At 72.6% G+C, this 19,796-nt stretch carries 16 protein-coding genes and 1 pseudogene; 5 read left to right on the plus strand and 12 right to left on the minus strand.

The window, feature by feature from the left end; all coding sequences use genetic code 11:
• Nucleotides 1-14 precede the first annotated feature (14 nt).
• Complete coding sequence (locus QLQ12_RS46905; protein ID WP_328518304.1) at nucleotides 15-293, minus strand: hypothetical protein; 279 nt, start codon at nucleotides 291-293, stop codon at nucleotides 15-17.
• A gap of 148 nt (nucleotides 294-441) precedes the next feature.
• Between QLQ12_RS46905 and QLQ12_RS23970 the strand changes: the two genes are divergently transcribed.
• The 5 genes from QLQ12_RS23970 to QLQ12_RS23990 are packed head-to-tail and all read left to right on the plus strand — an operon-like array spanning nucleotide 442 to nucleotide 6,537.
• Nucleotides 442-1,212: an ATP-binding cassette domain-containing protein gene (locus tag QLQ12_RS23970; protein WP_282762667.1), complete on the plus strand. Its 771-nt coding sequence runs from the start codon at nucleotides 442-444 to the stop codon at nucleotides 1,210-1,212.
• Nucleotides 1,213-1,219: 7 nt separating this feature from the next.
• Entirely contained in the window at nucleotides 1,220-1,981 is a 762-nt protein-coding gene (locus tag QLQ12_RS23975) for an ABC transporter ATP-binding protein (RefSeq protein WP_282762668.1), read from the plus strand.
• Entirely contained in the window at nucleotides 1,978-3,225 is a 1,248-nt protein-coding gene (locus QLQ12_RS23980) for an MFS transporter (protein WP_282762669.1), read from the plus strand. Before QLQ12_RS23975 ends, QLQ12_RS23980 begins: the two co-directional genes overlap by 4 nt.
• 10 nt (nucleotides 3,226-3,235) lie before the next feature.
• Nucleotides 3,236-4,741 carry an ABC transporter substrate-binding protein gene (locus QLQ12_RS23985; RefSeq protein WP_282762670.1) on the plus strand — a complete coding sequence of 502 codons (1,506 nt, stop codon included), beginning with the start codon at nucleotides 3,236-3,238 and terminating at the stop codon, nucleotides 4,739-4,741.
• Nucleotides 4,738-6,537, plus strand: coding sequence for an ABC transporter permease subunit (locus tag QLQ12_RS23990; RefSeq protein ID WP_282762671.1), 1,800 nt, complete (start codon nucleotides 4,738-4,740; stop codon nucleotides 6,535-6,537). Before QLQ12_RS23985 ends, QLQ12_RS23990 begins: the two co-directional genes overlap by 4 nt.
• Nucleotides 6,538-6,563: 26 nt before the next feature.
• On the opposite strand, the pseudogene QLQ12_RS23995 reads toward QLQ12_RS23990, so the two are convergent.
• The 11 genes and pseudogenes from QLQ12_RS23995 to QLQ12_RS24045 all read right to left on the minus strand — a co-directional run.
• Nucleotides 6,564-6,809 (minus strand): annotated as a pseudogene (locus QLQ12_RS23995) (ArsR/SmtB family transcription factor); the annotation flags it as partial.
• Nucleotides 6,806-7,639 (minus strand): metal ABC transporter permease, encoded by an 834-nt coding sequence (locus QLQ12_RS24000; protein ID WP_282762672.1) that lies wholly within the window; start codon nucleotides 7,637-7,639, stop codon nucleotides 6,806-6,808. The gene QLQ12_RS24000 and the pseudogene QLQ12_RS23995, both read right to left, overlap by 4 nt.
• Entirely contained in the window at nucleotides 7,623-8,510 is an 888-nt protein-coding gene (locus QLQ12_RS24005; RefSeq protein ID WP_282762673.1) for a metal ABC transporter permease, read from the minus strand. Before QLQ12_RS24005 ends, QLQ12_RS24000 begins: the two co-directional genes overlap by 17 nt.
• Nucleotides 8,507-9,262 carry a metal ABC transporter ATP-binding protein gene (locus QLQ12_RS24010; RefSeq protein ID WP_282762674.1) on the minus strand — a complete coding sequence of 252 codons (756 nt, stop codon included), beginning with the start codon at nucleotides 9,260-9,262 and terminating at the stop codon, nucleotides 8,507-8,509. Before QLQ12_RS24010 ends, QLQ12_RS24005 begins: the two co-directional genes overlap by 4 nt.
• Nucleotide 9,263: 1 nt before the next feature.
• Complete coding sequence (locus tag QLQ12_RS24015; protein WP_282762675.1) at nucleotides 9,264-10,259, minus strand: metal ABC transporter substrate-binding protein; 996 nt, start codon at nucleotides 10,257-10,259, stop codon at nucleotides 9,264-9,266.
• 84 nt (nucleotides 10,260-10,343) lie between these two features.
• The gene (locus QLQ12_RS24020) at nucleotides 10,344-10,760 is read right to left on the minus strand and encodes a Fur family transcriptional regulator (protein ID WP_282762676.1); all 417 of its coding nucleotides are present in this window, start codon (nucleotides 10,758-10,760) and stop codon (nucleotides 10,344-10,346) included.
• Nucleotides 10,761-10,913: 153 nt separating this feature from the next.
• Nucleotides 10,914-11,684, minus strand: a complete 771-nt coding sequence (locus QLQ12_RS24025) for a class I SAM-dependent methyltransferase (RefSeq protein WP_282762677.1) — start codon at nucleotides 11,682-11,684, stop codon at nucleotides 10,914-10,916.
• A gap of 98 nt (nucleotides 11,685-11,782) precedes the next feature.
• Complete coding sequence (locus QLQ12_RS24030; RefSeq protein ID WP_282762678.1) at nucleotides 11,783-13,009, minus strand: aminotransferase class V-fold PLP-dependent enzyme; 1,227 nt, start codon at nucleotides 13,007-13,009, stop codon at nucleotides 11,783-11,785.
• Between the two features lies 1 nt (nucleotide 13,010).
• Nucleotides 13,011-14,330, minus strand: coding sequence for a pyridoxal-phosphate dependent enzyme (locus QLQ12_RS24035; protein WP_282762679.1), 1,320 nt, complete (start codon nucleotides 14,328-14,330; stop codon nucleotides 13,011-13,013).
• Nucleotides 14,327-15,775 (minus strand): type III PLP-dependent enzyme domain-containing protein, encoded by a 1,449-nt coding sequence (locus tag QLQ12_RS24040; RefSeq protein WP_282762680.1) that lies wholly within the window; start codon nucleotides 15,773-15,775, stop codon nucleotides 14,327-14,329. The genes QLQ12_RS24035 and QLQ12_RS24040 overlap by 4 nt, the downstream gene beginning before the upstream one ends.
• Before the next feature lie 469 nt (nucleotides 15,776-16,244).
• Nucleotides 16,245-19,490 carry a S8 family serine peptidase gene (locus QLQ12_RS24045; protein ID WP_407651545.1) on the minus strand — a complete coding sequence of 1,082 codons (3,246 nt, stop codon included), beginning with the start codon at nucleotides 19,488-19,490 and terminating at the stop codon, nucleotides 16,245-16,247.
• Between the last annotated feature and the right edge of the window lie 306 nt (nucleotides 19,491-19,796).

Raw genomic sequence — 19,796 nt, forward strand, 5'->3', positions numbered from 1 at the left:
TGTGTCAGAGGTCCTTACGCAGGTGGACGTCGTCCCTGCCGGCCGTCGGAGCGACGGCCGCCGCCGATCTGGGCGTCGCCATGGGCCGGAAGGGATCCGACCTCGCCCTGCACAGCGCCGTCGCGATCCTGGCCCGCGACGATCTGAGCGCGTTGCCCGCCGTCATCGCGCTGTCCCGGCGGGCCCGCCGCATCGTCAAGGCCAACCTCGCCATCGCCGGATCCTTCATCGCCGTGCTCGTCTGCTGGGACGTGTTCGGGCATCTCCCGTTGCCGCTCGGCGTCGCCGGGCATGAGGGCTCCACCGTCATCGTGGGGCTCAACGGCCTGCGCCTGCTCACCGCCGGCGCCTGGCAGCGAGCTCAGGCCGAGGGCGGCGCCGCACGGCAGCGCGAGGGGACCCCTTCACCGGCGTACAATGAAAACGGTTATCATCTTCGCCGTGCTGAGACTGTCGCGCCTGTCGGTGCGTTTCGCCGACCGCGTCGTCGTGGACGATGTGGACCTGGCCGTGGGGCCGGGCGAAGCCGTCGGCCTCATCGGCGGCTCCGGCTCCGGCAAGACGCTCACCGCCCTGGGCGTGCTCGGCCTCCTGCCCGCCACCGCGCACGCCACCGGCAGCATCACCGTCGACGGCGCCGAACTGTGCGGCGCCCCGGAACGGCGGCTGCGGCGGGTGCGGGGATCCCGGGTCGGTTTCATCGGCCAGGACGCCCTCGCCGCCCTCAACCCCCTCGCCACGGTGGGCCGTCATCTGCGCATCCCGCTGCGCGGGCACCGGGGCCTGTCCCGCCGCGAGGCCGCTCAGGAGTGCGCGCACCTGCTGGACCGCGTGGGACTGCCGGCCGAGACCGCCACGGCGTACCCGGCGCAGCTCTCCGGCGGGCAGCGGCAGCGTGTCGCGATCGCCCTGGCCGCGGCGGGCCGGCCGGGTCTGCTGATCGCGGACGAGCCGACCAGCGCGCTGGACCCCCTGACCCAGGCCGGCGTCCTCGGCCTTCTGCGCGACCTTCCACCGGCGGACGGCGGCGCGCGGCCCGCGCTGCTGCTGATCAGCCACGACCTCGCGGTGGTCAGCCAGGTCTGCACCCGGCTCGCCGTGATGCACGCCGGCCGTCTCGTGGAAGAGGGCGACACGGCCGAGGTCATCGCCGCGCCCCGGCACCCGTACACCCGGGCGCTCGTCGCATCGGCCCGAGCCCTGGCCGCGTGATCCACCGTTGACCGCTCTCCTCGTGGCCACCGCGGCCACCAAGTCCTACGGCCCGCGCCGCGTCCTCGACGGCGTGGACCTCGACATCGCCGCCGGTGACCGGCTCGGCATCCTCGGCGCCTCCGGGGCCGGCAAATCCACCCTGCTGCGCCTCCTGCTCGCCGTCGAGGCTCCGGACCGGGGCGAGATCCGCTTTCGTGACCGGCCGGTCCGCCCGGCGCGGCCCGGCGCGCTGGCCTGGTTCCGCCGTGCGGTGCAACTGGTGCCGCAGGACCCGTACGGATCGCTGAGCCCGCGCATGACCGTCGCGGAGATCATCGCCGAGCCGCTGGAATGCCTGCGCGTTCCCGGCGACCACCGGGAACGCGTCGCCGAACTGCTGGCCGCGGTGGATCTGGACCCGGCTCTGGCGCGGCGGCGGCCCGCCGCGCTGTCCGGCGGGCAACGACAGCGCGTCGCGGTGGCCCGCGCCCTGGCCCCGCGCCCGGAGGTGCTGGTCGCCGACGAGCCGGTCAGCGCGCTCGACGCCACCGTCCGGGTCATGGTGCTGGACCTGCTGCTCGAGGCGTCCGAGCGTAGCGGCGCCGCCCTGGTCATGGTCTCCCACGACGTCGCCGCGGTGCGCCGGGTGTGTGACCGGGTGGCGGTCCTGGACCGGGGCCGGATCGCCGAGTCCGGCACCGTGGTGGACGTCTTCGGCGCGCCGGGCACGAACGCGACCCGCGACCTGCTGGCCGCCGTGCCACGACTGCCGGTCGGCGCGGCGTGACGCGGCAACCGCGCCGATGGCTGGTGCTCGCCGAGATCGTGCGCCTGCCTGCCGTCCCCCGGCTGCTGGTGCTCACCCAGCTGGCGTTCAACATCGGCTTCTACCTGGTGCTGCCGTTCCTGGCCGACCACCTCGCCGACGACCTCGGCCTGGCCGCCGCCACCGTCGGCCTGGTGCTGGGCCTGCGAACCTTCAGCCAGCAGGGGCTGTTCCCGCTCGGCGGGGTGCTGGCCGACCGTTTCGGCGTGCGCCCGTTGGTCCTCGCCGGCTGCGCGGTGCGGGTCGCCGGCTTCGTCGTGCTCGCTTTCGCCCACAGCCTGCCCGGCGTCCTGGCCGGGGCGATGCTCACCGGCGTGGCGGCCGCGCTCTTCTCCCCCGCCGTCGAGTCGGCCCTGGCCCGTGAGGGAACCCGGCTGGAGGCGGCCGGGCGGTTGCCCCGCACCGAACTGTTCGCGATGTTCGCCGTCGCCGGGGAGATCGGCGCGGTGACCGGCCCGCTGCTCGGTGTCCTGCTGCTCACCGCCGGGTTTCAGGCGACCGGCGTGGCCGCCGCCGTGGTGTTCGCCGCGATCCTCGCCATGCACTGGCGGTGGCTGCCGGCCGGACCGGGCGCGCACTCCCGCGAACCGATCCGCGGCGGCCTGCGCGAGGTGTTCGCCAACCGCCGGTTCCTGGGCTTCGCCGCCGCCAACAGCGCCGGCCTGTTCGCGTACCACCAGCTCTATCTCGCGCTGCCGCGGGAACTCGACCGCGTCGGCGCGGACGGCGCGCTCGGCTGGCTGTTCGCCTCCGCCTCGATCATGGTGATCGCCGGGCAGATGCCGGTCACCCGGCTCGCCCGCACCGTGCTGGGTCCCCGGTGGGCCCTGACCGCCGGCTTCCTGACCATGGCGGCGGCGTTCGCCGTGGTCGCGGTCCTCGTCCCGCGAACCACCTCCGTGCTGCCGGCCGTCGCCCTGGTGGTGCTGCTCACCGCCGGGCAGATGTTCGCCACCCCGATCGCCGCCGACGTCACCGGACGGTTCGCCGGCGAACGGCGGCTCGGCGCCTACTACGGCGTGGTCGCGGCCGCCGGTGGCCTGGCCGTGCTGTTCGGCAGCACGCTCACCGGCGCCCTCATGGACACGGTGCAGACGTCGTCGCCGCTGCCCTGGACGATCGTCGCCGCCGTACCTCTGCTGAGCGCCGCCGCGCTCTGGCTGATCACCCCCACGACGGCCGTGCGCGAGCGCGTGCCGGCATGAAAGGTAAGCCGTGAAACGACGGATTCTGCTGGCGGCCATGGCCGCCGCCACGGTGGCGACGACCGCCGGATGCTTCGCCGAACAGGCGACCACACCCACCGCCGGCGGCGAGAAGCGACTGCGGGTCGGCTCGGCCTTCGCCCCGGACGGCCGGCTGTCGCCCTACACCGACGACGCGACGCTGGTGACCCAGTTCGGCGCGGCCGAACCGCTGGTGCGGCTCAAGCCCGACGGCCTGGTCGAGCCCGCCCTGGCCGCGAGCTGGACCCAGCCGGACGACAAGACGCTGCGGCTCACCCTGCGCGACAACGTCACCTTCCACGACGGCACGGCGCTGACCGCGAAGGCCGCTGTCGACGCGCTCACCCACGCGACCGCCGCCAAGCCCGCGCCGCGGGCCATCGCCAAAGTGAAGCTCACCGCCACCGCCGTCGACGACAAGACCATCGACGTACGCACCGAGCAGCCGGACCCGGCGCTGCTGAACCGGCTCGCCAGCCCGCAGCTGATGATCCTGGCCCCGAAGGCGTACGCCGAGGACGCCGGCCGGCCGGATCCGGTCGGCCACGGCACCGGGCCGTACCGGATCACCCGGGTGCAGGGAGCGACGGCGGCCACGCTGGAACGCTTCGACACCTACTGGGGCGGTCGCCCGCAACTGCCCGGCCTGGACGTCCGGTTCCTGACCGACGGCGCCGCCCGTGCCGGTGCGCTGCGCGCCGGTGAGGTCGACGTGGTCAACGCGCTGCCCGTCGCCCAACTGCCCAACATCACCGACCAGCGGGTCGTCGAGATCCCGCTGCCGCGGACGATCGGCCTGCACCTGGTCAGCTCGGAGGGCAAGGCCTTCGCCGACGCGGGCCTGCGCGCTGCCGCGAAGGCCGCCCTCGACCCGGCCGCCATCACCGCCGCCGTCTACGAGGGACGCGCCGACGCCCCCACCGGCCTGTTCGGCCCCGCCTCCGCGTGGGCGGCCACCGCCCGCCCCGCCGTGCCCGTGGTGGCCGCGGCGACCGCCGCCGACCCGGCCGGCCGGAAGATCACCCTGGCCACCTACACCGACCGGCCGGAGCTGCCCGAGGTGGCCTCCGCGATCGCCGCCGCGTGGAAGACCCGCGGCTTCGAGGTCGAGACCGTGGTCCGCGAGTACACCGTTCTCGAGCCGGATCTGCTGGCCGGCAAGTTCGACGCGGTCCTCGGCACCCGCTCCTACCTGCTGGACGCCGCCGACCCGATCGGCTATCTGCGCTCCGACTTCTCCTGCGAAGGCAGCTACAACCTCGCCCGCTTCTGCGACCCGGCCGTCGAAGCCCGCCTGGACGCCGCCGACGCCGTCACCGACATCGCCGGCCGGCAGGACGCCGCGCTGCGGATCGAGGCGGACCTGACCGGCCGCGCGATCACGGTTCCGATCGGCCACGAGCGGGCCCGCATCGGCGCCGCCAAGGGCGTGGGCGGGCTCGCCGAGGACCCGTACGAGCGCACCCTCGTCACCGTGGGCACCAGCCTGCGATGACGGCCACCCTCGCCGCTGCCCGCCGGTGGGCCGCACTGACCGCGACCATCGGCGGGCTCGCGGTGCTCGTCGCCGCGCTGCCCTGGCTGCGCGACGACGACCCGGCCCGCTCCGTCCTGCGGGCCCGCCTCGGTGAACGCGAACCCGACCCGGCGGCCCTGGCGGCCGTCCGCTCCGAACTCGACCTGCCCGCCGGTCCCGTGCAGGGCGCGGCCCAGTGGCTGTCCGGCGCGGTCACCGGCGACCTCGGCCGCTCGTGGGTGGACGGCTCGTCCGTCGCCGAGACGGTGGCCGCCGCAGCCGGGGTGTCGGCGCTGCTCGGCGGCGCCGCGGCCGTGGTCGCGGTCGCCGTCGGGCTGCTGCTGGGCGCGCCCGCCGCCTGGACCGCCGCGAGCGGGCGCCGGCCCCGGGCCGGGTTCACCGCCGCGGCTCTGACGGCACTGCCCGAGTTCGTGCTCGCCGCGGTGCTGATCACCGTCGTGGCGGTGAACTGGCGCCTGGCGCCGACAGCCGGCTGGTTCGGCCCGTCCTATCTGGTGCTGCCGGCACTCGCCCTCGGCATCCCCACCGGGGGGCTCCTGGCCCGGCTGCTCATCACCGCTGTCGAGGCCACGGCGGCGGAGCCCTGGGTGCACACCTGGCGTGCCGCCGGCAGCGGACGGGGTGAGCTCGCCGCGGCTCTGCTGCGCCGGGCGGTGACCGTGGTCGTCACGCAGGTGGCGGTGCTCTTCGTCGGCCTGCTCGGCGGCGCCGTCGCCGTCGAGCAACTCTTCGCCATCCCGGGGCTCGGCCGCATCGCCCTGCACGCCAGCCTGGCCCAGGATCTTCCGCTGGTGCAGGGCTGTGTGCTGCTGCTGGTCATCGTCGGTGTGGCGGTCGGCGGGCTGGGCATCGCCGTGCACCGGCTGTTGCTCGGCCCGGCCGGGGCGGCCGCGAGCCTGATCCCGGCGGTGCCGGCCCACCGTCGCCGCGGCCGGCGCGTGGCGCCGATCGCCGCGGCGACGCTGCTGCTGGGCGTCGTCGTGGCGGGGCTGCTGCGCGACGCCGACCGGGTGCGGCTCGGCGCGCGCCTGACCGGGCCGTCGTGGGCGCATCCGCTCGGCGCCGATCCGGTCGGCCGCGACGTGCTGGCCCAACTCGGTCACGGCGCTGTTCTCACCGTCGGCACCGCCGCCGCCGTCACCGTCGTCTCCCTGCTCGCCGGCCTGACGATCGGCCTGCGCGGCGGCGCGGCCCGCGCCGGAGCCGCCGACATCCTCAACGCCCTGCCGCCGGTCTTCGTCGGCCTGGTGGTGGCCGCGATCCTCAGCCCCGGCCTGGCCGCCGCCGCGCTCGCCGCGGCCCTGGTCGCCTGGGTCCCCCTCGGGGTGCACACCCGCGGCCTCGCCGAGGAGGTACGCGCGAGCGGCTACTACCGTGCCGCCGAACTCTGCGGCGCCGGTCCCGGCCGTCTGCTGCGCCGTCACCTGCTGCCCGCGGTGGCCGGGCCGGTCGTCCTGCACGCGCTCGCCCGGGTTCCGGCCACCGCCCTGACCATCGCCGGCCTCGGGTTTCTCGGACTCGGCGCGGGCCACGACTCCCCGGAGTGGGGCGCCCAGCTGGCCACGGCCGTCGCCTATCTGGAACGTGCCCCGCTGGCCGTGCTCGGGCCGGTGGCCGGGCTGGGGCTGCTCGGTGTACTCGCCGCCGCCGCACCGACGGCGAGCCCGGCCGGATCCCGTTCCGGGACCGCGCCCGACACCGGGAGGGGCGAGACGGCCCCGCCCGCCGCCCCGCTCACGAAGGCGATGACCTGATCGATCAGCCTGCCGGTCGACTCGCCGCGCAAGGAGTAGTACACGTTCCGGCCCCGGCGGCTGCGCCGGATGAGGCCGGCGTCGGTGAGGTGACGAAGGTGATGCGAGATCGCGGTGGGATGCGCCGGGACGACCTCGCCGAGCGCCGCGGGTGTGGCCTCGCCGGCCCGCAGCACCACGAGGATATGCAGACGGTGCTGATAGGCCATGCCCCGCAGCACCTCCACCGCGCGGTCCAGATCGGACGGGTCGACCATCGGGCCATCGCTCATGCCGGCACAGCCCGTCGCGTCCCCGGTGCGACGAGCCCTCTGAGCCGCACCAGAACCCAGGAGGCCAGAAGCACACCGGTGGCCGTCAGCGAGATGCTCGCGCCCGCCGCGACGTTCCACCGGCTGGAGGCATAGAGCCCGGCGAGGCCGCTGGCGACGGCGAACACGACCGCCGTCGCGGTCATCACCGCGTGACGGTCGGACCACAGGCGCGCGGCCGCGGCGGGCGCGACGATCAGCGACAGGGCGAGGATCGTGCCGACCGCCGGGACGACGGTCACCACGACCACCTCGATGGTGAGCAGCAGCACCAGATCCCATCGCCCGGTCGAAAGGCCAGCGGCCCGCGCCCCGTCCGGATCGAACCCCGCGTAGAGCAGCGGCCGGGCACAGAGCGCGAGCACCAGCGCGACGGCCACCAGCGCCACCGCGGTGCTGATCAGGTCCTGGGCGCCGACGGTGAGGATCGAGCCGACCAGGAACGACGAGAGATCGCGGCTGAACCCGTTCTGCGAGGCCACCAGCGCGGCGCCGAGCGCGAACCCACCGGACAGCAGCACCCCGGTGGCGGCCGCGGCGTCCTGCCCGCGGCGCCGGGTCAGCGCGGCCACTCCCACGGCGACGACCGCTCCGGTCACCACGCCGCCGACCAGCAGGTTGACGCCGATGATCGAGGCGGCCACGACACCGGGGAAGGTGGCGTGGGTCAGCGCCATGGTGAAGAACGACAGTCGCCGCACCACCACCTGCACACCGATCAGACCGGCCAGCGCACCGACGAGGACGACCTCGGCCACGGCGCGGTACATCACGTCATCCCACCAGTTCATGCGGAGACGTCCTTTCCGCCGGAACCGGCACGACACCGCGCCGCCGATCGCGCAGCAGGCGCACCGGCAGCAACACCAGATAGGACAGCACCAGCAGCAGGACCACGGCGGAGGCGGACGTCAGCGCCACCCCGTACCGCAGCGACGCGGTCCAGCTCAGCAGCAGCCCGCCATAACCGGCGGCGAACACCAGCCCGGCGCCGGCGACGGCCATCACCGCGAGCCGGTCGGTCACCATCCGGGCGGCGGCCGCCGGCACGATCAGCAGCGCCACCACCAGAATCGTGCCGACCGCCCGGACCGCGGCCACCACCACCAGCGCGAGCATCACGTTCAGCAGCAGGTCGAGCCATCCGGCCCGGAACCCGGCGGCGGCCGCGGCGGCCGGGTCGAACGCCCGGAACAGCAGCGCCCGGACGCTGATCAGCAGCACCACGAGGATCACCCCCGCGAGCACCGCGGTCTCGGCCAGCTGGCGCGGCGTCACGGTCAGCAGACGCCCGAACAGAAAGGACGTCAGATCGGAGGTGTACGACGAGCGCCGCGACACCAGCACCACCCCGATCGAGAACATCGCGGTGAGCACCACGGCGGTGGCCGCGTCATCGGACAGTCTCGCGCTGCGGGTCAGGACGGTGAGGAGCACGGCGGTCAGCACCCCGGCCACCAGGGCACCGGTGAACACGCCGTCGAGGCCGCCGGCGACGAATCCGATCACGACTCCGGGGAAGACGGTGTGAGTCAGCGCGTCGGAGACGAACGACAGGCCACGGACGAACACGAACACGCTGATCGGGCCGCAGATCAGCGCGAGGAGGGCGATCTCGGCCAGGGCACGGCCCATGAACGGTACGGCGAACGGCTCGATCACGGTTCGACCAGCACCATCCGGCCGTCCGCCACGTCGATGGCGGAGCTTCCGTACGTCCGGCGCAGTGGCCCCGCGGTAAGGGTCTCCGCCGGCGGGCCGACCGCCCACTGCCGGCCGTTGACGAGGCACACCAGGTCGGCGAGGTCCCGGGCCACCGCGAGGTCGTGGGTGCTGAGCACCAGCGCGGTGCCGGCGGCCGACAGCTCCCGCAGCACCCGGACGATAGCCTCCTGGCTGACCGCGTCGACTCCGTTGAACGGCTCGTCGAGCAGCAGCAGCCGTGGCTGTGCGGCGATGGCGCGGGCCAGCAGGACCCGCTGCCGCTGGCCGCCGGAGAGGGTGCCGAAGCGGTGCCGGGCCCGGTCGGCGAGACCGACCCGGTCCAGGGCCCGTTCCACCGCCTGCCGATCAGCGGCCCGGACCGGGCGCCACCAGCCGAGTTGCCGGTAGCGGCCCATCATCACCACCTGGCGGACGCTGACCGGGAAGTCGGCGTCGAGGGTGTCGGTCTGCGGCACGTACCCGGTCAGGCCACGGGCGCGGGCGGGAGGATTCCCCAGCACGACGGCCGTCCCGGCGAGGATCTGCGCGAGGCCGAGGATCGACTTGATGAGGGTGGACTTGCCGGCGCCGTTGGGGCCGACCAGGGCGAGCCGCTGCCCCGCGCTCAGTTCGAGATCGACACCGGTGACGACGGGCGTGCCCTGATAGCCGACGCTGACGTTCGTGTAGCGCAGGGCGGCGGCTTCCATGTCAGCCGGCCAGCGCGTCGACGATGGTCTTGGTGTTGTGGCGTTCGGCGCCGAGGTAGGTGCCCTCCGGCGTGCCCGGCTCGCCCAGGCTGTCGCCGAACAGGGCGTCCTCGCCCGCGATCACCTTGACGCCGGCCTGCTGGCCGATGGCTTCGGCGGTCTTGGGTGGCAGCGAGCTCTCCGCGAAGATCGCCTTCGTCCCGGTTGCCTTGATCTTCGCCACCAGGTCGGTGAGTTGCTGGGCGGACAGCTCGGCGGAGGTGTCCAGGCTCGGGATGACCGAGCCAACGAACTCCAGCTCGTAGCGCCCGATGTAGTACCCGAAGGCGTCATGGTTGGTGACCAGCCGGCGGTTCGGCTGGGGAATCTTCGCCCAGGCCGTGGCGTTGTCGGCGTCGAGCTTGTCCAGTTCCGCGGAGTAGGCGGCGAGGTTCTTCGTGAAGGCGTCCGCCTTGGACGGATCGGCCGCGGCGAGGCCCTTCTGGATGTTCATCACCATGATCTTGGCGTTGCGCGGGTCGTGCCAGATGTGCGGGTCGTGTTCCTCCTCGCCCGCGTGCCCCTCCCGCGCCTCCTCGGCGTGGCCCTCCTCCTTCTCCTCCTCGTGGTGGCCGCCTTCGCGGAGGGTGACACCCTGGCTGGAGTCGACGACCGCGCCTTTGAAGCCGGCGGACTCGATGGTGCGGTCGAGCCATTCCTCCAGCCCCACACCGTTCTTCACGACGAGTTTGGCGGAGGCGATGGCCTGCAGGTCGGCCGGGGTGGGCTCGTAGTCGTGCGGGTCCACGTTGGCCTTGAGGATTCCGGTGACGGCGACCTCGGAGCCGCCGATGTTACGCACGAAGTCGGCGACCTCGGGCGTGGTCGCGACGACGGCGAGCTTGGCGCCGCCGGCCGCGGTGTCCTTGCTCTCGGCGGCGCTGGAGCCACATCCGGCCATGACGGTGACGGCCACGGCGATCGCCGCGGTCCGGAAAGCGCGCTGCCCGTGCTTCATCGATTTCACTCCTGTCACTGAGGAGCGAAACGATAATCGTTATCAAGAACTATCGTCTAATGGCAAAGTGACGATGTATCGATGTCACGCCGGGCCGGCCTGTCCCGCCGCGCAGTCGCGGCAGGTGCCGAAGATCTCGATGGTGTGCCCGACGTCGGTGAATCCATTGTCGGCCGCCACCTCGTCGGCCCAGCGCTCCACCGCGGGCCCGGCCACCTCCACCGTCTTTCCACAGCCGCGGCACACCAGGTGATGGTGGTGGGTCGGGCTGCACAGGCGGAACAGCTGCTCGCCGCCGGGCAGCCGGGTGGTGTCCGCGTCACCGGCGTCGACGAGCATCTGCAGGGTGCGGTACACCGTGGTCAGGCCGACCTTGGCGCCCCGTTCCCGCAGCAGCAGATAGAGCTGCTGCGCGCTGCGGGCGCCCTCCACCTCCTGGAGCAGGGCCATGACCTCGCCGCGCTGGCGGGTGTTGCGGGTCGCGTTCGGCGTCGCCTTCACAGTGCTGCTCCGTCACGGGTATAGCCGCGCGGGAACCGCGGCGGTTCCGCAATTATGCAATGGTGAGCATGTAAGCAGTGTGCGCAGTGCCACCGGCCGGGCCCGCAGCGGCCACGGCGGATGGCGGCGATGCGGTCACACAGCGCGGCATCGTCATGCGACGGCGGCGAGCGCGGCGTGGGCGCCCCAGCGCCAGACGACCCCGGCCTCGCCGAACCCGGCCGCACGTGCCGCGTGGCGGTGCCAGTCCACCGACGGGGTGAACTCGGCGGGCACCCGGCCGCCGAGGATCGCCTGCCGCTGCCGCATCAGGGGCCGCAGCGGCTCGTGCGTCCGCAGGCCGTCCCACCATCGCGTCCACGCCATGCCCGCGACGGCCTCGTCGGCGGCGGGATGCAGCCGCGCCGTCACGCCGTCGAGCCCGGGCTCGGGCATCAGATCCGCCACCACCAGCAGGCCACCGGGGCGCAGCGCCGCGCGGGCCGCCCGGTAGAAGGCGAGGGCCTGCTCCGCGGGAAGGTAGTGGATGGTCATGACGGTGGTCAGCAGGTCGAAGGGGCCGCCGTCGGCGACCGCCTCGGACCAGGCCGCCCCGAGGTCGGCACGGTGCACGCCGACGCGGCCGGCGGTCCCCGCGGCGGCGAGCGCGAGCAGGACCGGATCCAGATCAACCAGACCGACCTCCGCGCCGGGCCAGCGCACGGCCATCCGTTCGGCGAAGACACCGGGCCCGCCACCGAGGTCCAGGACGCGCCCGGGAGCGCCGCCACAGACGGCTTCGGCGACGGCCAGCAGCGCGGCCTCGCAACCGTCGGCGCCGGGCAGGAAGCCGGCCATCACCTCGTCCCAGGCTCCGCGCCACCGGTTGACGGCCGCCCGGTCGAGAACGGGGACGACCCAGGACGCGTGCGACGTGGATGCCATCGACAACCTCGAAGGACGAAGGGGCGGTGGACGACCGGCGGAGGCCGATCAGCGCCGCCCACTGTAACGGAAGTCGTTTTCAACTACGACGCGAAACGTCAACCTTCCGTGTCGAGCCGGGCCAGCGCCTCCAGGAGGCGATCGACCTCATCCACCGTGTTGTACGCGTGCACGCTCACCCGTACCGATGAGGTGGTCTCGCCGCCCTCGGCCTGGCAGTGGCCGTCGGCCCGGACCATGAAGCCCTCCGCCGCCAGAATGAACCCGAGATCGTTGGAGCCGATCCGGCGATGCCGGAAGGTGACGATCCCGTGCCGCTGCTGCACCGGCGAGTCGGCCGCCAGGCTGCGCTGACAGCCCAGCACCTCGTACGCCGGCAGCTTGCGCAGGCCGTCGGTGAGCCGGGCGCCCAGCGCCACCGTCCAGCGGGCGATCCACTCCACGCCCGCTTCCTCCAGCCAGTCCAGCGCCGCGGCGAGACTCACGATGCCGCTGGTGTTCGGGGTGCCGGCCCAACCGCCCGGCGCGAAGCGCGACCCACGCCGGTTGCGGGACCAGATCGCGCCGGTGCCGGGCAGCGCCATCGCCTTGTGCCCGGAGAAGACGACGAAGTCGACGTCGAGCTCGGCCACCGACAGCGGCAGGTGCCCGACGCCCTGCGCGGCGTCCAGGCAGATCACGGCGTCGGGACCGGCCGCCGCGCGGATCCTGCCGATGTTCATGTCACCGCCGTAGACGTGGTGCACGTGGGTGGTGGCGATGAACCGGGTCCGCTCGTTGACCATCGCGGTGAGCGCCCGGTGGTCATAGTCACGCGCCGCGTCGTACGGCATCGGCCGCACCCCCACCGTGACGCCCTCCCGGGCCAGCTGGTCGGCCGCTTCCCGCCAGGGCAGCGTGTTGGCCGAGTGGTCGGCGACCGGCAGGATGATCTCGTCGCCGTCACGCAGGTGGCGCACCAGCCAGTCCCGGGCGACCAGCCGCAACCCTTCGGTGGTTCCGCTGACGAAGTGGACGCCGGAGCGGTCCGGTTCCGGGTCGCCGAGGAACCGGCGCACCCGCTGCTGAGCCTGCTCGATGAGCGCGGTGGTCCGGTTGGCCCACGGATAGGTCCCTCGTCCCGCGTTGGCGTTCTCGGTGGTCAGGTAGTCAGTCACGGCGTCGAGGACGGCGCGCGGCTTCTGTGCGGTGGCCGCGCTGTCGAGATAGGCCAGGTCCGGATCGCCGGCGATGATGGGGAACTGCTCGCGCAGCCGGCTCTGCCACGGTCGCAGCTCGTCCGGGAAGGTGACGCCGTGGTTGTAGTGCGCGGGCACGAGCGCCACGTCAGTCCCGCACCAGTTCGGCGCCGGCGTCGCGCCAGGCGATGACCCCACCGGCCAGGGACCGCACGTCCTGGTGCCCCATCCGGGTCAGCAACGCCGCGTACCGCGCCGACTTCTCGCCGACCGGGCAGACCAGCAGCACCGGCTGCCGCCGGCCGAACGGCAGGCCGCCGTGCAGCATCTCGCCGAACAGGTCGTCGACGATGTTGATCGACCGGTCGATGTGCAGCGCCCGGTACGCGAACGGGCTGCGCAGGTCCACGACCAGCGGACTCTCCTTGTCGATCCACTCCTCGGCGTCGGCGACGCCGATCGTGCGGGCGGCGGCCAGATCGCCGTCGGTGAGCGTGCGCAGCGTCTGCGCCCGGGCCGGCTGCTGGAACAGTTCGGGGCGGCGTTCCCGCAGATAGCTCAGGTAGCTCTCGACCCGGTCGCAGACGATGAACACGGCCGTACGCCGCTCGGTCAAGGTCTCGTCGATGCCGCGCAGGTAGCGGACCGCGCCCTGGTAGGCGCCGCCGCCGGTCGGCCCGGCCAGCGTCCCGCAGCGGCGGACCAGAGTCAGTAGGCCGTCGATCGCCTCGTCCGAACTGACCGCCTCGATGGTGTCGTAGGTGCCGGGATCGAAGAGGCCGACCTCGTGCACCTCGTCGATGTTGCGGATGCCCGGGATGAAGTCGGACTTCTGCGCGACCAGGCCGACGACCGTGGTCGCCGGATCGTGCGCGCGCAGCGCCCGGGCCACGCCGGTGGACGAGCCGGCGGTGCCGACGCAGGCGATGAAGTAGTCCGGCGCGCGCCCGCCGAGGTCGGCGATGATCTCTCGTCCGGTGCCGTGCGTGTGAGCGTCGACGTTGAGCTCGTTGAAGTACTGGTCGGTGTGCAGGTAGCCGCCGCCGTCCGCGGACACGGTGTGGTACATCCGGGTCAGCGGGTCGTCGGTGTCGTCCGGGTCCAGGCACTCCGACCGGCCCGGCAGCTCGTCGATCTGCGCGCCGAGCAGCAGCAGCAGATCCTTGATCTCCGGCACCTTCATGCGGTTGGTCACGCTGCGGAACGGCAGGCCGTGCATGGCGGCGATCAGGGCGAGCGCCTTGGCGGTGTTGCCGCTGGACAGCTCGACCACGGTGTCGCCGCGCTCGGCGGCGCCGGCGATCCGGTCGCGGACCATGTTCCAGGCGGCCCGGTCCTTGACCGAGCCGAACGGGTTGAGCAGCTCCATCTTGGCGTACAGGTCGATGTTGCGCAGACCGTGCACCGCCGCGTCGATGCGCACCAGTGGCGTGTCGCCGATGACGTCGGTGACGCTGTCGTACCTCACGCGGTCTCCTCCCGGCCGGTGACAGGCCAGTACTGCTCGTCGAGGCACCATTGCCAGCCGTCCCGGCCCCGGTAGGCCGCGACCGTGCGGGCGCTGGGCTGCATCAGCGCCTCGCCGGCGCTGAAGTCCATCAGGTAGCCGGCGGTGTTCACGAAGACCAGCAGGTCGCCCGGCTCAGGCTGCCGCGACAGGAACACCTTGCGGCGGGTGATCAGGTCGGCTTCCAGGCACAGGTTCCCGGTCAGATAGACCCCGGCCGGCTCCTCGGGTCCCGGCTCGCCGCGCGGGACGAGGAGCGGATCCATCAGGACGCCGTGCTGCTCCAGGGCGATGTCGCCACCGTTGCCCGCGAGTCGCACCAGGGTTTCGCCGTGGCCGTCGTCGCGGACCTCCTCCACCCGCAGCAGCACGGCGCCGCACTGGTCGAGCAGGGCCCGGCCGGGCTCGACGTGCAGGTCGTACATGCTGTCCAGGAGCAGTGTGCCCAGCGTCCGCCGGTGCGTGGCCGATTCGGTGTCGAGCAGCCGGTCCAGATAGGCCGGTCCGGCGATCGTCCGGTACCCGGGGTAGACGCTGAGCATGCCGCGGAGCTTGCCGCCCTCGTTGCGCAGCCCGTATCCGTGGCCGTTCCAGGTCAGCGGTGGCCGCTTGCCGAGGACCGCGCCGGTCAGCTCGGTGGTCCACGCCTCCCATTGGCTCTCGTCGGCCAGGTAGCTGACGCCGAACCCGCCACCGGCATCGATCGCCCGTGGGCTCAGCCCCTGCCGGCCGGCCTCGTCCATCGCGTGCAGGCAGCCCTCCAGCGCGGCGGCCTTCTCCGGCAGCCCCACCGTGTCGAGGTGGTAGGCGACGCCGTGGAAGTCGAGGAGATCACGCTGCTTCTCCAGCACCTCCCAGAGGGTGGCCAAGCCGGTGACCGGAATGCCGAACCGGCTGGCACGGGTCAGCATGTTGGCGCCGGTGGGGGCGAATCCGGACAGCCGGGCCATCACCCGCACCCGCGGCAGGGCGTGCGCCCGCAGGATCCCGGCCAGCGCGTCGAGTTCCGTTGTGGAGTCGGCGTTGACAATCACTCCGGCGCGGGCGGCCAGCCAGAGGAACTCCCGGCTCTTCGGGCCGGTGGCCATGATGCGCTCGGGCGTGAAGCCGGCCGCCAGGGCGTTGCGCAACTCGCCCAGCGACGCCACGTCGATGCCGGCGTCGGCGGCCGCCAGGCCGCGGACGAGAGCCTGGGACCGGTTCGCCTTGTGCGCGAAGAAGATGTGCCCGCTGAGGTGGCGGGCGCGGTAGACCGCACGGAAGCGACGGACGTTCTCCGCGACGTGGCCGGGCAGCACCAGGTTGACCGGTGAGCCGAGCGCGTCCACGAGCCGGTGCAGCCAAACACGGTCGTCCAGCAGGGAGCGCAGATCGCCGTCGACGCGCGGTTGCAGGTAAGGCGCCATCACACTCCCCGTGCCGCCGAGAATGCAGAACCTTTCCACGACCTACCGAACCGGTTCGACCGGCTCGGCCCAAACGTAGTGGATGGTTCGGCCCGATCCAAGAGGATCATGATCGCAACGTGACCGGACGAACACGTCATGCAACATTGCGCATGTGCTCAGCCCTGCCCGCCGGCCGGGAAACGAGCCCCCTTCCGGCATCGCCTTCATCGAAGCCCCATGCCGGCAGCGGTGATTGGCAGCCCGCGCGCCCAAAAGGGCGACCCGGACGGGTGGTGCGTCCCGGCGGACGCCGTTGTCCGCCGGGCTCTCCGGAAAGCGCGCCCGGCATCCCCCGCTGTCAGGTCAGGTGCGCCGGGCGCGGCTCACCCCAATCTAACATGAAAACCATTGCCAACACGCTTTCGCCGGCACTGATACCGAAATGGCCCGCACCGATGCCGGTGCGGGCCACTTCGGTGTGAGGGCCTTAGTTGACCGCGCCGATCAGCACGGAGCCACGGCCGACCACCGCGCCCATGTCGGTCACGATGCTCACCTGGCCGAACAGGTTACGGCCGGCTTGCGGCGCGGCTTTCGCGGTCACCGAGCCGGTCACCGGGAGGGTCTGCCCGGCGGCCAGCGCCACCGGGGTGGCCGGGACGGTGAGCGACCCGAGCGACCCACTGAAGTAGACGTCCCGGTAGTCGTACGCCGTGCTGCCGCTGGGTACGGCGTACCCGTCGACCACCACGGTGTAGACGCCGGCGGCGGGCTTGGCGATGGACACCGACTCCTCGGAGTCGCCGTCCGCGGACTGCCCCACGACCGCGCCGTTGAGCCGGACGGTCAGGTCCAGGTCCGCCGCGGGGTCGCTGACGTTGCCGATCGAGACGTCGAGACGATCGGCCCCGGCGGGGACGGTCACCTCGTACTGCTGCACGGCGCCGTTGGCGATGGTGGGCCGTGCCGTGGCGGCGCTGCCGAGCGGACCGCCCCGGGGGACGACCGAGACCGGGCCGAACCGGTTGGTGACGTTCCAGCTCACCGGGGCGGCCTTACCCGCGGTGACCGCGGGGAGTTCCACGGTCGCCGGCTCGACAGCCACACCCTGAATGCGGGCGGTCAACTCGAACGGGTTGCTGAGCACCGGGGAGGTACGGCGTGCCTCGACCTCGAACTCCCACACGCCCGGCATGGGGTTCTCGTACGACCGCTCCGCCGGCTTGCAGGGCGAGGTGTCCGAAGGATCCGAGAAGTTCGTGTAGCACTGCGGGGTCGAGGTCGGGTCCACCGGAACGCCCCACGGGTTGATCGCCACCCACCGGGTCTGCGACGCGGTCGCGATGCCGGAGAGGTTGACCTGCAGGGCGTCGGCGCCGGCCGGGACGGTGACGAAGAACGACGTCGTCGAGTTGCGGTCCACCGCGCCTTCGAAGGTGCTCGCGTAGGACGGCTTCCGGAGCTCCGAGGACGCGATCACCGTGTTCATGACCTCGAAGTCGACGGTGCTGGTCGCCGGGTCGTCGATGCGCAGGACGGCGCTGTTCAGGCCGTCGCGCGCGGTGACCTTGACCGGGATGGTGACCGCCCGGTTGAGGGGCAGCGACACGTTGCGCGCCGCGGTGAACGACTTGTCTCCCAGCCACTTCAGGTCGTGGCGGATGTTGCGGTCCGGCCCCGAGGTGCGGGTCACCTCGACGTTGTAGACGCGGCTGGTCCCGGCCCGCTGCCCGCCTTCGGCCGCGGGGCACCGGTTGTAGATGCCGGAGCCACGGCCCGGGGTGGTGAGCAGGTCAGAGAACGGGGTGCACACCGGCGCGGACGCGGTGTGGTTACGGGTCTCCACCTTCTTGGACAGCAGCGCCCACGCGCCGTTGACGTCCATCAGGCCGTTGCCCTGGCCGGTGACCGGCACGTTCGGGATCTGGTCGGCCGAGGTGTAGAGCGCCCGGCGCAGCTGCGCCGGAGTGATGCCCTTGTCGGTGGCGAAACCGGCCGACAGCAGCAGGGCCGCCGCGCCGGCGGCCTGCGGCGACGCCATCGAGGTGCCGTTGAACATGGCGAGCCCGATGGGCAGGGTGTAACCCGCCTCGGCGAGGTCGGGCTCCTTGATCCAGGTGTTCACCGTGGAGACGGCGGACCCGGGGGCGGAGATGTTCGGCTTGAAGCCGCCGTCCTCACGCGGGCCCCGCGAGGAGAACGGGAACAGCGACATCTTCTCGCGGACCACGGAACCGTAGTTGGTCAGCCAGGTCTCCTTGCTGACGCTGGCGGCGACGCTGACCACGTCCGAGGCCACCGACGGGTCGCCGATGGTGTTCAGGCCCGGGCCGGAGTTGCCGGCCGAGATGAACATCTGCACGCCGTAGTCGTTGATGAGGCGGTTGTAGAGCTGGGCGCGGGCGTTGCTGCCGTCGTTGAGCGCGGGCAGTCCACCGATCGACATGTTGATCACGTCGACGCCGCGGTTGACGACGAGGTCGACCATGCCGGTGGTCAGCGCGGCCGCGGTGCACCCGCCGCCCCAGGAGCAGGCCCGTGAGGAGACCAGTTTGGCGCCCGGAGCCTGGCCGTCGAGCGCCGCGTTGCCGAGCATGTCGTTGGCGGCGGCGATGCCGGCGACGTGGGTGCCGTGCGTGCTCTCGGAGATGCCGATGTTGACGAAGTCGGCCGTCCGGTCGACTCCGGCCGGCGTCATGTCGACGTCCTCACGGAACTCCACCACGAACGGGATGCGCTCGGCGATCGGGGTGGCGGGGTTATCCGTGCCGAAGTGGCCGACGTCGAACTTCTCCTTGTACGGCCGCATCACGGCGTCGTCGGTGAAGTTCTGGTTCTGGTTGGTGTCCACCCGGATGTCGTGGCTGGCCGGGTCGTAGAGGATGCCGAAGACGTCGGTGGTGTCGCCGTCGCGGTTGACGTCGCCGGCCGGGTCGCTGCCGCCGGTGATCGACTCGGCGAAGGTGTTGAACAGGTACGAGCCGGCCGGGACCGTGTAGGTGCTCGGCGGCGCGCTGAGCATCGGCCGCCAGGTGCGGTCGTTCTCCAGCAGGGGGTCGGTCGCGGTCACCCAGTCGACGATCTTGCGTTCGCCGGTCGAGGTGGTCTTCAGCGCCGGGTTCTCCAGGTCGACGCCGGAGTCCATGATGCCGATGGTGACCCCACGGCCGTCCCACGTCGGGTGCTTGCGCTTGAATGCCACGGATCCGATGTCCGCTGTCGGCATGTACCCGTTCACGGCGGGGGTGCCCGGCCCGGGGCCGGGCACAGCGGCGGCCTGAGCGGCGCCGGCACGGGTGCCGCGGTCGGCGACCGGGTCGGGCAGCTTGATCGTCTCGTCCAGGTCGATGGCCGCGACTCCGGGCAGCTTGGACGCTTTCACGACGCTACCGGTGGGCATCTGCGCCAGCACGTATCCGACGCGGTCGAAACGCTGGGCGACGGTGCCGCCGAGCCGCTCGACCTCGCCGGCGACGTCGGCCGCCTCACCCGACTCGGTCGCGATGATCACCGTTACGTCGCGCTTGCCGCCGGAGCGGGCTTCGCTCAACAGGCCGGCATCGTGGGCGCCGAGCTCGTCCGAGGCGCCGGCCTTCGGCGCGTCGCCCGGCTCGGCCGCCGGAGCGGGCACGACCGGTTCGGCATGTGCTGGATTAGGGGCGCCGAGAACGGTGAGGCCTATGGCGACGACGACGGCAAGCGGCCGCCGGCTCCAGGCCAATCGTTGCTTCACGGTGGGGTCCTCCGCGGGAATGGCGTCCGCAAGGGTGGCGAACGCATTGAGCGGGATCTTCTACGTTCGGTGCCTGCGCAGTCACCTGCATCTATCGTTTTGAGATCTGCCTGTGATGTGCATCAGTGGGCATGAATGCCAAACGTCAAGATCGACTCACGCCGTTTCGCGACGGATGTCCCTCTTCGGGGCGTGCGACGCGCGGCCCCTTGTCGGCGATCCACAAAGGAGAAGCGGGGGGGGGGGGGCGGCCGCGGGGGGGGGGGGCGCGGGGGCGCGGCCCGCGGCGGGGGCGGGCCCGTTCCC

The organism is Actinoplanes sandaracinus (assembly GCF_030009775.1).
Classification (GTDB): domain Bacteria; phylum Actinomycetota; class Actinomycetes; order Mycobacteriales; family Micromonosporaceae; genus Actinoplanes; species Actinoplanes sandaracinus.